Annotated in this window: 18 protein-coding genes and 1 tRNA gene; 3 read left to right on the forward strand and 16 right to left on the reverse strand. The window is 69.4% G+C overall.

Annotation, left to right across the window (positions count from 1 at the left end; translation table 11 throughout):
* Positions 1-76 precede the first annotated feature (76 nt).
* The 10 genes from HLH36_RS13010 to HLH36_RS13055 all read right to left on the reverse strand — a co-directional run bounded on the left by HLH36_RS13010 (position 77) and on the right by HLH36_RS13055 (position 6457).
* Complete coding sequence (locus tag HLH36_RS13010; RefSeq protein WP_182986794.1) at positions 77-1024, reverse strand: bifunctional riboflavin kinase/FAD synthetase; 948 nt, start codon at positions 1022-1024, stop codon at positions 77-79.
* Complete coding sequence (gene mtnC / locus HLH36_RS13015) at positions 1021-1743, reverse strand: acireductone synthase (RefSeq protein WP_182986795.1); 723 nt, start codon at positions 1741-1743, stop codon at positions 1021-1023. Before mtnC ends, HLH36_RS13010 begins: the two co-directional genes overlap by 4 nt.
* A 7-nt stretch (positions 1744-1750) precedes the next feature.
* Positions 1751-2290, reverse strand: a complete 540-nt coding sequence (locus HLH36_RS13020) for a 1,2-dihydroxy-3-keto-5-methylthiopentene dioxygenase (protein ID WP_182986796.1) — start codon at positions 2288-2290, stop codon at positions 1751-1753.
* On the reverse strand, positions 2287-2913 hold the full coding sequence (locus HLH36_RS13025) for a methylthioribulose 1-phosphate dehydratase (protein ID WP_182986797.1): 627 nt from the start codon (positions 2911-2913) through the stop codon (positions 2287-2289). The genes HLH36_RS13020 and HLH36_RS13025 overlap by 4 nt, the downstream gene beginning before the upstream one ends.
* A 39-nt stretch (positions 2914-2952) precedes the next feature.
* Positions 2953-3219, reverse strand: a complete 267-nt coding sequence (locus HLH36_RS13030; protein WP_182986798.1) for a twin-arginine translocase TatA/TatE family subunit — start codon at positions 3217-3219, stop codon at positions 2953-2955.
* A 144-nt stretch (positions 3220-3363) separates the two neighbouring features.
* A complete protein-coding gene (locus HLH36_RS13035) occupies positions 3364-3822 on the reverse strand; it encodes a CHAP domain-containing protein (RefSeq protein WP_182986895.1) in 459 nt (152 codons plus the stop codon).
* Positions 3823-3851: 29 nt separating this feature from the next.
* Positions 3852-4523: a regulatory protein RecX gene (locus tag HLH36_RS13040; protein ID WP_182986799.1), complete on the reverse strand. Its 672-nt coding sequence runs from the start codon at positions 4521-4523 to the stop codon at positions 3852-3854.
* Between the two features lie 90 nt (positions 4524-4613).
* Complete coding sequence (locus HLH36_RS13045; RefSeq protein ID WP_246376813.1) at positions 4614-5291, reverse strand: tetratricopeptide repeat protein; 678 nt, start codon at positions 5289-5291, stop codon at positions 4614-4616.
* Positions 5292-5417, reverse strand: coding sequence for a type B 50S ribosomal protein L36 (gene ykgO, locus HLH36_RS13050; RefSeq protein WP_012223099.1), 126 nt, complete (start codon positions 5415-5417; stop codon positions 5292-5294). It lies immediately after the preceding gene.
* A 107-nt stretch (positions 5418-5524) separates the two neighbouring features.
* Positions 5525-6457, reverse strand: coding sequence for a hydrogen peroxide-inducible genes activator (locus HLH36_RS13055; RefSeq protein ID WP_182986800.1), 933 nt, complete (start codon positions 6455-6457; stop codon positions 5525-5527).
* Between the two features lie 131 nt (positions 6458-6588).
* Between HLH36_RS13055 and HLH36_RS13060 the strand changes: the two genes are divergently transcribed.
* The 3 genes from HLH36_RS13060 to HLH36_RS13070 all read left to right on the forward strand — a co-directional run bounded on the left by HLH36_RS13060 (position 6589) and on the right by HLH36_RS13070 (position 8123).
* Positions 6589-7131, forward strand: a complete 543-nt coding sequence (locus HLH36_RS13060; RefSeq protein WP_182986801.1) for a peroxiredoxin — start codon at positions 6589-6591, stop codon at positions 7129-7131.
* Between the two features lie 224 nt (positions 7132-7355).
* Positions 7356-7898 (forward strand): carboxymuconolactone decarboxylase family protein, encoded by a 543-nt coding sequence (locus HLH36_RS13065; protein ID WP_182986802.1) that lies wholly within the window; start codon positions 7356-7358, stop codon positions 7896-7898.
* Between the two features lie 148 nt (positions 7899-8046).
* A tRNA-Asp gene (locus HLH36_RS13070) sits at positions 8047-8123 on the forward strand.
* 22 nt (positions 8124-8145) lie between these two features.
* On the opposite strand, the gene HLH36_RS13075 is transcribed toward HLH36_RS13070, so the two are convergent.
* The 6 genes from HLH36_RS13075 to HLH36_RS13100 form a co-directional block, all read right to left on the reverse strand.
* The gene (locus tag HLH36_RS13075; RefSeq protein ID WP_182986803.1) at positions 8146-9249 is read right to left on the reverse strand and encodes a PQQ-dependent sugar dehydrogenase; all 1104 of its coding nucleotides are present in this window, start codon (positions 9247-9249) and stop codon (positions 8146-8148) included.
* A 19-nt stretch (positions 9250-9268) separates the two neighbouring features.
* A complete protein-coding gene (locus HLH36_RS13080) occupies positions 9269-9748 on the reverse strand; it encodes a low molecular weight protein-tyrosine-phosphatase (protein ID WP_182986804.1) in 480 nt (159 codons plus the stop codon).
* A gap of 93 nt (positions 9749-9841) precedes the next feature.
* On the reverse strand, positions 9842-10699 hold the full coding sequence (gene nadC / locus HLH36_RS13085; protein WP_182986805.1) for a carboxylating nicotinate-nucleotide diphosphorylase: 858 nt from the start codon (positions 10697-10699) through the stop codon (positions 9842-9844).
* Positions 10696-12237 (reverse strand): L-aspartate oxidase, encoded by a 1542-nt coding sequence (locus tag HLH36_RS13090; protein ID WP_182986806.1) that lies wholly within the window; start codon positions 12235-12237, stop codon positions 10696-10698. Before HLH36_RS13090 ends, nadC begins: the two co-directional genes overlap by 4 nt.
* Entirely contained in the window at positions 12234-13217 is a 984-nt protein-coding gene (gene nadA / locus HLH36_RS13095) for a quinolinate synthase NadA (protein ID WP_182986807.1), read from the reverse strand. The genes HLH36_RS13090 and nadA overlap by 4 nt, the downstream gene beginning before the upstream one ends.
* Before the next feature lie 243 nt (positions 13218-13460).
* A complete protein-coding gene (locus tag HLH36_RS13100; protein ID WP_182986808.1) occupies positions 13461-14348 on the reverse strand; it encodes an NUDIX hydrolase in 888 nt (295 codons plus the stop codon).
* Between the last annotated feature and the right edge of the window lie 62 nt (positions 14349-14410).

Genomic DNA, 14410 nt, shown 5'->3' on the forward strand with positions numbered 1-14410 from the left:
ACCTTATGCGGAGCCGCACGGCGGATGGTCAAGCTCGGCCGCTCTCGCTCGCCGGCCCGCATCTTCGGTCAGGCCCTCAGGCGCCGGTCCGCGCCAGCCGGTCGAGATAGGCACGGGCGGTCGCCGCATCCTCGGCGATCTGCGCCTTCAGCGCGTCGAGCCCCTCGAAGCGCCGCTCCTCGCGCAGCAGCGTATGCAGCGCGACCGACAGGGTCTGCCCGTACAGATCCCCCTCGAAATCCAGCAGATGGACTTCCAGCCGGCTCTCCTGCCCGTCATCGATGGTCGGCCGGCGGCCGATATTGGCGACACCCGGCCAGGTCCGGCCGTCCGGCAGCCGCACGGTCACGGCATAGACGCCGCGCGCCGGCTCCAGATGCCGGCCCAGCGGCACGTTGGCGGTGGGAAAGCCCAGCAGCCGCCCGCGCTTGTCGCCATGCTGCACCACGCCCCGGATCGCCCAGGGGCGTCCCAGTTCCTCGGCCGCCCGCTCGGGATAGCCGTCCTGCAACAGCCGGCGAATGCGCGTCGAGGAATAGGGTCCCCCCTCGTCGGCCAATGCCGGTACCGTGGTCATCCCGATCCCCAGCTCCTCGGCCCGCTCGGCCAGGAACGCGGCATTGCCGCCCCGGCGATGGCCGAAGGCGAAATCGGCGCCGCAGGCCAGGTGACGCAGACCCAGCCCCTCATGCAGCACATCGGTCACGAACCGCTCGGCGGTCATGGCGCTGAACGCGGCATCGAAGGGAATCTGAAAGACATGGCGCACGCCCAGCGCGGACAGGGCGGCCAGCCGTTCCTCGGCCAGGGTCAGGCGAAAGGGCGGGTCCTGCGGGCGGAACAATTCGCGCGGATGGGGCTCGAAAGTCACCACCGCCAGCCCCAGATCGGGCCGCGCCGTATGCAGCGTATGCAGCAGATGGGCATGGCCCAGATGCACGCCGTCGAAATTGCCCAGCGCCGCCGCCATGCCCCGCGCCTCGGCGGGGATATGGCGCCAGCCAGTATGCAGGTGCGCCCTCATGGCGCGTCAGGCAGGGCGAACAGGCGCGCCACCTCGTCCAGGGTCGCGGCCACCGGGTGCGTCTCGCCCGGGCGGGTGCCGTCCTCCGGCCGGGCGAGCTGGCAGGTCCGCAGGCCGGCCGCCGCCGCCGCGTCCAGCTCGGCCACGATGTCGGACAGGAACAGCGTCCGCCCGGCCACCCAGCCGGCCTCGGCCAGAATCGCGCGATAACTCTCCGCCTCGCGCTTGCCGCCGATCCGCAGGTCATGGAACCCGTCGAACAGGCCGCGCACGTCGCCCTCGGTCGTATGGCCATAGATCAGGCGCTGCGCCGCCTCGGAACCCGAGGAATAGACCGCCAGCCGCAGCCCGCCCGCATGCCAGCGCCGCAGGGCCGGCAGCACGTCGGGATACAGCGCGGCCTGCAAGGCGCCGGTGCGGTAGCCCTCCGCCCATGCCAGCCCCTGCAACGCCTTCAGCGGGCCGATCTTCTCGTCCCGATCCATCCAGGCATTCAACTGCGCCAGCGGCGCCACGCCGGGGGCCAGCGCCGCGATCTCGGCCACCGCCTCCCGTACCGCCGGCTCGTCGCCGCGCGTGGCCAGCAGCCCAGGCAATGCCTGACGGGCATAGGGAAAGAGAACCTGATGCACGAAGGCGACCGGAATCGTCGTACCTTCGATATCCAGCAGGACAGAGTCGATCCCGCCCGCCTGCGTCACCGCTTCCGCCACGATCATCCGCTCCTCAGGCCGCCGGAAAGCGCTGGGCGATATCGTCGCCCGTATATTGGGCAATCCAGCCGGTCTTGTCGGTAAAGACCCGCAACGCCACGACATCGGGCTCCATCCCGGCATCGAACCAGTGCGGAATGCCGGCAGGGACCGAAATCAGGTCGCCCGCGACGCAATGCACGTCATAGACGCTGCCCCCGACATGCAGCACGAAATTGCCCCAGCCATGGACGAAGAACCGGACCTCGTCCTCGCTGTGGATATGTTCCGACAGGAATTTCGCCCGCAATTCGGCCAGGTTCGGCGTCCGGGTGGTAATCCGCACCACATCGGCCGACCCCGCCCCGGTCGCACCCATCAGCTCGTCCAGATAGGGGCGATAGGCCTCCAGCACCGCATCGGGCGCGGCATCGGGCGGCGGCACCACCGGGCTGTTCCAGCGTTCGAAACGCACGCCGATGCCCCGCAGCGTCTCGGCCATCTCCGGCGCGCTCTCGGTACGCAGCACGATATGCCCCGGATCGTCGTCGCGATAGACGGTCAGGCGACTCATCGGCCGAGCTTCCTCTTTTCCAGTTCGCAGGCCAGCAGGAATTCCAGCCCCTCCAGCCGCGCCAGCGCCATATCCATCGTGGGGCCCCACACATACACGCCGTGGCCGCGAATCACGTAGCCCGCCGGCATCCGCCCCAGATCGGGCGCCACCACCGTACACAGCCGCGCAATGTCCTGGTCGTTGTCGAACACCGGCACGCGCACGCTGGCCGCGTGGGTGGCCTGCCCCTCGAACACCTTCTGGACCTCATAGTCCGCCAGGGTGATCGCGCCATCCGTCGCCGCCATCGACAGCACGGTCGAGGCGACGGAATGGCCATGCAGCACCGCCCCGATGGCCGGGTCATGCGCGTAGAGCTGGCAATGCAGCAGCGTCTCGGCACTGGGCCGGTCGCCGGCATGCACGGCCCTGCCATCCATCCCGACCTCGATCACGCCGTCCGGGGTCAGGAATCCCTTGTGCCCACCCGACCGTGTGATCGCGATCCGCCCGTCCGGCAGGCGGCGGCTGATATTGCCGGCCGTGGCCGGCACCCAGCCGAACCGGTCCATCCGCCGGCCGGCACCGATGATGTCCTGCACCGCATCGGCCCACAGATCGGTCGTCGTCATCTGGTCCATATCGTCACATGATCCCGAATCGTTCGCCCGGCCACAGGCTCAGGGGGTCGAAGACCCCGACGGACGGCCCGATGCCGAGAAGCTGGCATCGCGCTGCGCACCGGCCGCCGGCCCCGGCGGGGCGATATGCCCGCCCGATCCGCTATTCGCGTTTTCCATGCTCTCGTCGTCGGCCATGTTCTTCTTGAACGATTTCACGCCGCGCGCGACATCGCCCATCAGCGTGCTGATCTTGCCGCCGCCACCGAACAGGACCAGCACCACCGCCAGAACGATCAGCCAGTGCCAGATGCTCAAGCTACCCATAACACACACCCTCGTTTCCGCGCCTTGGCGCCGTCGGCTTCGGGGCCGGCACCGGCCGTCCCGACAGTTCCGACATGACATGGACCCCGATATGACATGGAACCGGGAGGCCCACCATGCAAGCGCCGCCTGCCCCGCGCCCGGTCACGCGTCCGGCGACGGACGATCCGGCAGATCGCGCGAGATGAACCCATATGTGGGATAGACGCTTTTACCCAGGCTGTGAACCGGCTGCCACCACACCCTGACCGCCGACCAGTCATTGGCCTGCGAGACATCGACCACCGGAATGCCATGATCGATGCGCCCCGGCACCCAGTTCGCCTGATCGACCAGGATCGCCCGCGACCCACGCACCTGCCGCACGACCGAGACATGCCCGTCCGGCAACCGATGGGTGGAGCGGAACACCAGCACCTCGCCCGGCGCGGGCACATGCGTATGCGCATACGCACCTTCGGACTGCCGCCACCAGCCGGCGGCGGCGCCACTCAGCCGCAACCCGGTGACCGAGCGGGCATAGGGCGCGCACTGCACCGAACCGTTCCAGCCATGGCCGCTCCCGCCGCCACAGGCCGCCAGCGGCAGCAGGCCGCACAGCATCAGCCCGCGCGCAACCCATCCTCCGGCCCTCACGCCGATTTCATCCGGATAATCCGGTCCTCGGCTTCCTCGGGGTCCATGTCCAGCGCCGCCTCGGCCGTCGCGCGGCCGAACCCGGCCCGGGCCATGGCATCCAGCGCCTTGCGGCGCCGCACTGCCTCTTCGTCGCCCGATACCGCGTCCTCGCCCCCTTCCGGGACGGGGGCAAAGGGCCCGGCACGGCGCCGGCGCGCAAAGATCAGGGCCGCCGCCAGCTCCATTTCCTGCCCGTCCTGCCCACGCTCGCCCAGCGTCTCATCCAGCACGGTGCCGACAATGTCCGCCTCCACCCCCCGCGCCGCCAGATGCGCCTGCACCGCGCGGCGCGACCGGCCGGATCGCGTCAGCGACCGCGCGCGCGACCCGGCGAACGCCGCGTCGTCCACCGCCCCCAGGGCCACCATTTCCGCCACCACCTGTTCGATCACGGCGCCCAGCGGCGCGGCCCGGGCTTCCACATTTTCCGACAGTTCGCCGCCCTCGACGGCGCGCCGGGCCCAGCGCTGCACGCGGCGCTCCAGCACCTGCGTCAAACCGGCGCGCGTGGTGCCGAAACGGGCCAGATGCGCCAGGGCGGTCGCGCGCAGGGATGCGCGATCCGGCACCGGCCCGGCCACCCGGCGCCCACCCGCTGTCGTTCCACGTGCGGCCTGATCGTTCATGCGAACGATCATGCCATAAAATGTCGGGAATCGCGATAGTTACGTATCGCAAGTAACGTATCGCAGGGGGGCATCCCGCAACCGCGCCGGTCAGGTCGGGCGGCCGAATGCCTTCAGATGCAGCCGCTCGCCATTGGCGCGGCCGCCATCCACCATCGGGTCCAGCGCCATCACGCGCTGCCAGGCCCGCTCGGCCGCCTGCCAGTCGCCACGCTGCTCTTCGACCGCCGACAGCAGCCGCCATGCCACCGCATCCCGCCCGTCGCGCTGCAAGGCCACCCCCAGATCGGCGATCGCCCCGGTCAGGTCCCGCGCCGCCAGCCGCGCCTGCGCCCGGTCGCGCCACAGGATCGCGACATCCGGTTGCAGGACCAGCGCATCATCCAGGTCCTCGACCGCACCCAGCGCCTTGCCGTCGGCCAGATGCGCCATGGCCCCCCGTTGCAGCAGGCGCGTGGTGGGCGAGAGCGCATGCCGCCGCGCCCGCTCCAGGCGCGCTTCCAGATCGGCAGCCGCAGCGCGCGAGGTCGCGGCCGCCAGTTGGGCCGTCAGGGCGGACAGATCCGGAGTCGAAGCCGGGCCGGACTGCGCCGGATGCCCCGCGCCAGGCGCATCCGCCCGTGCCGGCATCGCGCCGCCCAGCCACAGCAGCGCCGCCAGCATGGCGCGTACGCGCGAAAACCCGCGCCAACCACCCGCAATACGGGGGCAGGCACGGGTTTTCGCGTCACCAAAGAAGAACGGTACGGCCAAGGCCGTCCGCGACATTCAGCCCTGGCGGGCCTTCATGCGGGGGTTCTTCTTGTTGATGACATAGACCTTGCCATGACGACGGACCACACGGCAGTCCTTGTCACGAACCTTGGCCGACTTCAGGCTGTTTCTGATCTTCATGACCCGACCCTCACTGGCGGCGGTAAACCGCGAAGACGGGCCGAATACCGGGCGAGCGCCCCCGAGTCAACCATGCAGCCCCCTCTCCACCCTTCCGGGCTGCATTTTCATCCCACCGCCGGCACCTCCAGGGCCGGCGGCCGGACATGCGGGGCCAGCAGTCGGAACTCGCCCGCGCGGGGCGAACGGGCCCGCCAGCCCAGCCCGATGGTGCGCCAGGCCTGGCACCCCGTTACCGGCCGCACGGCCACCGGAAGGTCGCGCAGAATGCCCGACTCCACGGCCAGGCGCGGCAGCAGCGCGATCCCCAGCCCCTCCGCCACCATCTCGACCAGTGTATAGAGCGAGGTCACGACGAATTCCTCCTCGCCATCCGTGCTGGTCCAGCCCCGCTCCTGCCGGCACAGCGCCAGGGTCTGGTCGCGCAGGCAATGCCCGTCCTCCAGCAGCACCATCCGCTCGCCCGCGATGCGCTCCACCGGAATCGACTCCAGCGCCGCCAGCGGATGATTGGCCGGCAGCACCAGCATGAACTCGTCCCGCCACAGCGGCAGCGTCTCCGCCCCCTCGCACGGGCAGGGCATGGCCAGCAGCACCAGGTCCAGCCGGCCCAGGGCCAGCTTGTCCAGCACATTGCCCGTCAGGTCCTCGTTCACCGACAGCCGGATCTGCGGAAAATGCCGGCGCAGCCGCGCGACCAGCCCCGGCACCACAAAGGGCCCGATGGTCGGGATCACCCCGATCCGCAGCAGCCCCGTCATCGGCGCGCGCGAGGCATCGGCCACATCCTGCACCCCCTGCAGGGCCTCCAGCGCAAATCGCGCCCGTGCGGCAACCTCGTCCCCGATGGGGGTAAAGACCACACGCTTGCCGACATTCCGGTCCAGCAGTTGAATATCGAGCTGCCGTTCCAGCGCCAGGATGCCGGCCGACAGCGTGGATTGCGTCACCGCGCAGGCCTGGGCGGCACGGCCGAAATGCCGCAGTTCCGCCAGCGTGATCAGATAGCGCAGTTGCTGCGCGGAAGGCAGTGGCGTCATCGATCGGTTCGATCATCCAGATATAAATTATTCATTGGCATGATATCGACTTCGGAGCCATAGATACAACCCATGCCGTGACCGCCTGGTGTGGCCACGGTCACGACCACCTCTACAAGGGAGCAAAACCGATGCTGACAGTCGGCGATAAATTTCCGGAATTCGATCTGGCGGCCGTCCCCGGCGGCCCGGAAGGGCTGAAGGGCGATTTCGTCCAGATTTCGGACAAGACCGATGCGGGCAAGTGGAAGCTCGTCTTCTTCTGGCCGAAGGATTTCACGTTCGTCTGCCCGACCGAAATCGTCGCCTTCGGCAAGCTGGCCGGCGAGTTCAAGGACCGCGACACCGTGGTCTACGGCGTCTCGATCGACAGCGAGTTCGTGCACCTGAACTGGCGCCTGCACCATGAAGACCTCAAGGGCCTTCAGATCCCGATGCTGGCCGACATCAAGCGCGAGCTGTCTTCGGCCCTGGGCGTCCTGTCGGCTGCGGCCGGCGTTGCCAACCGCGCGACCTTCCTGGTCGATCCGGAAGGCATCATCCGCCACGTCAGCGTCAACGACCTGTCGGTCGGCCGCAACCCGCAGGAAATCCTGCGCATCCTGGACGCGCTGCAGAGCGACGAGCTGTGCCCGTGCAACTGGAAGCAGGGCGAAGCCTTCCTGAAGCCCTGATCCTTCCCGGTCAGGACGGTCCGGCCCCATGGCCGGACCACCCCGCCCGTCCGGATCGCGGACGGGCGGCACGCGGGCCCTGCCCGCGACGGGGCCCGGCTCGCCAAGCGGCGACGTCCCGATGACGTTGACGGGCAGCGCCCGTCCCCCTGTTTTCCATTTGCCGGAGCCCTCCCGCGACCGCCCGTCCGGCCGGGTGCCTCCGCCCAGCAGGTCTGTCCGCCATGTCGATCGAATCCCTCAAGGACCGCCTTCCCGATTACGCGAAGGATCTCAAGCTCAATCTCGGCTCCCTGGCCAACGACGTCACCCTGTCGTCGCAGCAGCTGGCCGGCACCTTCGTCGCCTCGGCCCTCGCCGCGCGCAACGATGACGTCACGCGCGCCATCGTGGCCGAATACCAGTCCGTCCTGTCGCCCGAAGCCCTGGACGCCGCCAAGGCCGCCGCCGCGATCATGGGCATGAACAACATCTATTACCGCTTCGTGCATATGGTCGAAGGCGACTACGCCAAGATGCCCGCGCGCCTGCGGATGAACGTCATCGGCCGCCCCGGCGTCGAGAAGCTGGATTTCGAACTGTGGTCCCTCGCCGTCTCGGCCATCAATGGCTGCGGCATGTGCGTCGAAAGCCACGAGCGCGTGGTGCGCGAAGGCGGCCTGTCGGCCGAACAGGTCCAGACCGCGGTCCGCATCGCCGCCACGGTCCACGCGGTCGCCGTGACGCTGGAGGGTGCCAGGACCCTGGGCGACGCAGGCACGAACTAAGCATGGCTTGGCCTGCCCGGCGCATCGATGCATCGGGCAGGTTTTCCGGCGCCTGTCATTTTTTTCTCACGCAGGCTGTTGCCAGAATCGCCGGGCTTTGTTAATTCGCCCTCCACACACGGACGAGGGGTGCGAACCCCAAGCCGATGCGGGTGTAGCTCAGTTGGTTAGAGCGCCGGCCTGTCACGCCGGAGGTCGCGGGTTCGAGCCCCGTCACTCGCGCCACCCTTTCCAAAAAAAGCGGTTTTCAAGGCGCCTTGTAGGTCACGCGATAGATCGCGCCGGCCAGGTCGTCGCTCACCAGCACACTGCCATCCGCCAGCGGCTGCACGTCCGCCGGCCGTCCCCAGGGCGTCTCGTCGTTCTGGAACCCGTCCAGCAGCGGCGTATAGGACGCCACCGCGCCATCGGCGCCGAATCGCACCGCCATCACCCGATAGCCCGCCAGCCGGCTGCGATTCCACGACCCATGCTCCGCGATCAGCGCGCCGCCGCGATAGGAATCGGGGAACATGCCCCCTTTATAGAAACGCATCCCCACCGCCCCCACATGCGCCCCCAGTTTCAGCACCGGCGGGGTGAAGGCACGGCAATCCTGCCCACGCCCGAAAACCGGGTCCAGGATGTCGCCCTGATGGCAGAAGGGATAACCGAAGGACTGGCCGGGATGGTCCAGCCGGTTCAGCTCGTCACTGGGAATATCATCGCCCAGCAGGTCGCGCCCATTATCGGTGAACCACAGCCTCCCCGTGCCCGGCTGCCAGTCGAACCCGACACTGTTGCGGATGCCCCAGGCCATATCCTCGCGGCCGGACCCGTCCGCATTCATCCGCATCAGCTTGCCGAAACGATGGCCGACATCGCAGATATTGCACGGCGCGCCGATCGGCACATACAGCTTGCCGTCGGGCCCGAAGGCGATGAATTTCCAGCCGTGATCGCCCATCCGCCATGGCAGGCCGGTCACGGCCACCTCGGGCTTCGGCGGGTCGTCCAGATGGTCCTCGATCCCGCGCAGCACCACGATGTCCCGCACGTCGGAAATATACAGGTCGCCCTCATGAAAGGCGACGCCCACCGGCATGGTCAGCCCGCGCGCCACGATCCGCACCCGCGTGGCCCGCTCGGGCCCACCCGTCACCGCATAGACCACGCCCCCGCTCATCGAGCCCACGAACAGCGTGCCCCGCGCCCCCACCGCCATTTCCCGCGCCGAAGGAACCTGGTCGGTATAGACCGAGACATGGAACCCCGCCGGCAGGCGCAGCCGCTCGACCGGCGGCGCGGCCCACCCGCCCGCTGGCACCGCCAGCATGGCCCCCAGGCAGGCGATCAGCCCATATCGCGCCATCACGCGTCTCCTCTGCCGGTCACATCATGGTGGCCCGCGCCAGCTTCAACGCCAGGGCCTCGGCCCCCTGCCGCACATCCGCCCATGTCACGTCGAAAGCCCGCGCGTCCCCGTAATACGGATCGGCCACGCCCTGCCCCTCCCGCCCCGGCACATGATCCAGCAGCAGCGAGAGTTCGGCCTCCGAATCGATAGGCCGGCGACTGCGCAATATCTTCAGATGGCCCGGATCGAGGGCGACGATATGGGTAAAGGTCCGGAAATCGGCCGCGCTGACCATCCGCGCCCGATAATCGGCGATATCGAGCCCATGCCGCCGCGCCACCGCCTGCGCCCGCCGGTCGGGCGCCTCGCCCCGATGCCAGTCGCCGGTCCCGGCCGAATCGACCAGCCCCTCCAGCCCATGGCGTTCGGCCGCCACCCGAAACGCCGCCTCGGCCAGCGGCGAGCGGCAGATATTGCCGGTACAGACAAACAGAACGGCGGGACGCATGGACATCGCGCGGCTTCCATCATCGACGGGCGCACCGGAGCGCCCGATCCGTCATGATGGACAGGGACACGCTCCGCTGTCGAGCCACCAGTGTGGCTTTCAGCCATCCACCTCATGATCCAGCCCGATATCCAGCGCCCGCACCGTATGGGTCAGCCAGCCGACCGACAGGATATCCACCCCCGTCGCGGCAATCCCGGGCGCGCTATCGGGCGTGATCCCGCCCGAGGCCTCGGTCACGGCGCGCCCGTTCACCATGGCAACGGCCTCGCGCAACTGGTCGGGATTCATGTTGTCCAGCAGGTACGCATCCGCTCCCCCCGCCCGCAGCGCCTGCGCCAACTGGTCGAGCGTATCGACTTCCAGCTCGATACTCACCAGATGCCCCGCCCGCGCCCGCGCCGCCGCCAGCGCATGCGCCACATCGCCGCCAGCCAGCGCGATGTGATTGTCCTTGATCAGGATCGCATCATCCAGCCGAAAGCGATGATTCGCCCCGCCACCGGCCCGCACCGCATATTTCTGGATCGCCCGCATCCCCGGCAGCGTCTTGCGCGTACAGCACACGCGCGCCTTCGTCCCCGCGACGGCACGGACGATCCCGGCCGTGGCGGTGGCGATCCCGCACAGATGCGACAGGAAATTCAGCGCCACCCGCTCGCCGCCCAGAATCGCCGGCGCCGGCCCGGTGACGCGCGCAATCCGCTCACCGGACGCCACCGCGCTGCCATCCGGCCGCTCGATCTCGAAGCGCACCGACGGGTCCATCAGCGTGAAGGCCAGCCGGGCCAGTGCCAGCCCCGCCACCACGCCGGGCTGCCGCGCCACCAGGGCGGTGCGGAGCCTCTGGCCGGGCGCCGCCAGCGCATCGGTCGTCAGGTCGCCGCCGCAACCGAGATCCTCCAGCAATCCCGCACGCACCAGCGGTTCCAGCATCAGGTCGGGCAAAGGGGTCATGGCACGGTCAATCCATCGGCAGGAGTAAGGACAGGCTCGCCGGACGACAGGTCGGCCAGCATGGTCAGGGTCCGCGCCAGCGTCAGGCGCGAATGCACGGCGGTCCCGGCGGTTCGCGGATAATCGGTACGATAATGGCCACCACGGCTTTCCCGGCGCTCCAGCGCCGCCAGGCACAGCATGGCCCCGACCAGCGCACGATCGTCAGTGGCCACATGCGGTGCCAGCGCCCGCGCGGCGCGGGCCAGCCCGGCACCATCGCGCAGAATGCCGGCGGCACGGCCAAGGCAGGCGTGAATATCCGCCAGCCCCACCCCGTCCCCGGCATCGGGCGCCGGCTCCCCGACCGGACGCGGCATGGGCAGCGAAGCGGCATCCAGGTCACGCGCCACGAACCCTGCGCAGACGAAAGCCTCCAGCAGCGAATTGCTGGCCAGCCGGTTGGCGCCGTGCAGCCCGGTCGACGCCGCCTCACCGCAGGCCCACAGGCCGGGCACGGTGCTGCGCCCGTTCAGGTCGGTCTCGATCCCGCCCATATGGTAATGCACAGCCGGCCGCACCGGCATCGGCTGGCGGTCGGGGTCCAGCCCCCGCGCCGCACAGGCACGCGCGATCCCGGGAAAATGCCGCGCAAACGCCCCCCGCGTGGCCGTCCGCGCATCCAGCAACACCTGATGCCCGGCCGCCAGATGGGCCTCGATCGCACGCGCCACCACGTCGCGCGGCGCAAGCTCGTCGGTAAAGCGCGCCCCGGTCTCATCCACCAGGATCGCGCCGGCCCCCCGCACCGCCTCGCTGACCAGCGCCCGCGGCGCACCGGCCGGCCCATCGGCCAGCGCCGTGGGATGAAACTGCACGAACTCCATGTCGCGCAGCACCGCCCCCGCCCGCGCCGCGCAGGCCAGCCCCATTCCCTGCCCACCCACCGGGCTGGTGGTGGCGGGAAACAGCGCCCCCACCCCGCCGGTGGCGATGACGCAGGCAGCCGTCGGCAAGGCCCGCACCACGCCGCCCCGCATGAACTCGACCCCGACCACCCGCCCGTCCCGCAGGACCAGGCGGCGCAGCGCAGCCCCCTCGATCACCGTAATGCGCGGCGTGGCCCATACCCGCGCCACCAGCGCCCGCATGATCTCGGCCCCGGTGCCGTCGCCCCGCGCATGGGCTATACGCGCGCGGGCATGCGCGGCCTCCAGATGCAGGTCGGGCTGCCCGTCGGCACCCAGGTCGAAGACCACGCCCAGCGACCGCAACCCCGCCACCGCCTCCGGGCCCGCCCCGACAATGGCGGCAACGGCGTCCGGGTCGCACAGCCCGGCACCGGCGGCCAGCGTGTCCGCCGCATGCAGGGCCACCGAATCATCCGTCCCGATCGCCGCCGCGATCCCGCCCTGCGCCAGCGCACTGGCGGCATCCCGCCCCAGCGGCGCGGGCGACAGCAGCACGCAGGGCCGGTCCATCAGCAGCGCGGTCGCCAGACCGGCCAGCCCGCCCCCGGCAATGACCGGCTGCCCGGCCAGGGCGGCGAGAGCGGTCATGCCGCCAGCATCCGTTCGACCGCGCGGCGCCCGCCCGCCACCAGATGCGCCGGGATCGTCACCTCATGGCTCATGGTCTCCAGCGCATGGCGGATGGCCCGCAGGGTGATGCGCTTCATGTGCGGGCACAGATTGCACGGCCGGACGAACTCCACCTCCGGATGCGCGGCAGCGAGATTGTCGCTCATGGAACATTCGGTCACCAGCAGCACCTTGCGATGCGCGCCACCGGCGACGAAATCCGACATCGCGGCCGTCGAGCCCGAAAAATCGGCCTCCGCCACCACGCCGGGCGGGCATTCCGGATGCGCCAGCACCGCGACGTCCGGATTGTCGGCGCGCCAGTCGCGGATCTCCTGCGGCGTGAAGCGCTCATGCACCTCGCAATGGCCGCGCCAGGTGATGATCTCGACCCCGGTTTCCCGCTGCACGTTCTGGGCCAGGAACTCGTCGGGGATCATGATCACCCGCGGCACGCCCAGGCTTTCCACGATCCGCCGCGCATTGGCCGAGGTGCAACAGATGTCGCTCTCCGCCTTCACCTCGGCGGTACTGTTCACATAGGTCACCACCGGCACGCCGGGATGGGCGCGGCGCAGGGCCCGCACATCCTCGGCGGTGATCGAGTCCGCCAGCGAACATCCCGCTTCCAGCGACGGCATCAGCACCGTGCGGTCGGGGTTCATCAGCTTCGCCGTCTCGGCCATGAAATGCACGCCGGCCATCACGATCACCTCGGCATCCAGCCCCTGCGCGTCGCGCGCCAGGGCCAGGCTGTCGCCCCGAATGTCGGCGATGCAGTGAAAGATCTCGGGCGTCTGGTAATTATGGGCCAGGATCACCGCACGGCGCCGCCGCTTCAGCTCCAGGATGGCCGCGATGTCGTCGGCGAACAGATCCCATTCCAGGCGCGGGACGACACGGGCGACACGATCATAGAGCGCATCGAGCTGGGACGGAGCGGCAAGGGTTTCGGACATCACGGTCTCCTCCGACCTTTATGCTCATGTTGAGCATAATATAGATACATAACGTCGTCCTTGTGCTGTTCAACCCGCCCGCCGCGCGCGTCAACCCATGCCGGCGCGCGTCCTAAAACCCATCACGGAAAAAACGCCGACATTCCAGTTCACTGATCCCGTCAAACATATCCGTGAACGCCGCATTCAACAGCATTTTCTAAAGAAGGCACGCAAAGCCGGCCCGCATTGTCGGTCAGGTTTTCAGACCGGGCGCGCCAACGGCAGTTTCGACCCCGCAATCCGCCGCGCGCCCATCACCTCGCGCCGGAAGCGGAACAGCCGCGCCGGCCGGCCGCGCGTGTCCGGCGCCACCTCGCCCGTCTCCTCGATCAGGTCCTGCTGGGCCACCAGCCGGCGGAAATTCTGCTTGTGCATCGGCTGGCCAGCCACCGCCTCGACCGTGCGCTGCAGGTGCAGCAGCGTGAAACTGTCGGGCATCAGCTCGTAGATCACCGGCCGGTAGCGGATCTTGGCCCGCAGCCGCGCCATCGCGGTGGCCAGCACGCGCCGCTCGTCGCGCGCCATGCTCAGGCCCGGCAGCACCGCCGCCCCCGGCGGCGCGGATTCCGGCACCAGCGCCGCCTCCCACAGCAATTCGTAGCGCTGCAGCACCAGCTCGTCGTCCCAGCCCAGCCCATCCAGCCCGAAGGTCAACGCCACACGCTGGCGCCGCGCCTCCTGCCCGGCGGCCGAGGGCGCCCGCCCGGCCCAGTCCTCCAGCAGCCGCACGATACGCTGCACCAGCGCGCGGCCTTCAGGCGCCGTCTGGTCCTCCCACGGGAAATAATCGTACCAGCCCCGCCAGCCGCGCTCGCCCCGGCGGGTGCGGGTCAAGGCGAGGTAGGAGATCATGACCCGCCGCTCATCCGGCCCGCCATCGACCGGCGCATCGGCAAATGTATAAAGCTGCTCCACATGCCCCAGCGCATGGCCGGTCTGGTGCTCCACCCACAGGCGCAAACCCGTCTGCAGCGACCGATGCCCCGCTTCCAGCGGCCCGGAGGGCAGCAGGCGGCCGCCTTCCAGCGTCAGCACCATCGGCCGGTCGTCGCTGACCGCGATCAGGACCGCGATCAATTCCGGGGGCATGGCGCATTTCCTTCGGCTGGCGTGGCGGGGGCACGGGCGGCAAAGCCCGGCTATCGGGCCAT

Origin of the sequence: Gluconacetobacter aggeris (assembly GCF_014174395.1) — a bacterium.
Classification (GTDB): Bacteria; Pseudomonadota; Alphaproteobacteria; order Acetobacterales; family Acetobacteraceae; genus Gluconacetobacter; species Gluconacetobacter aggeris.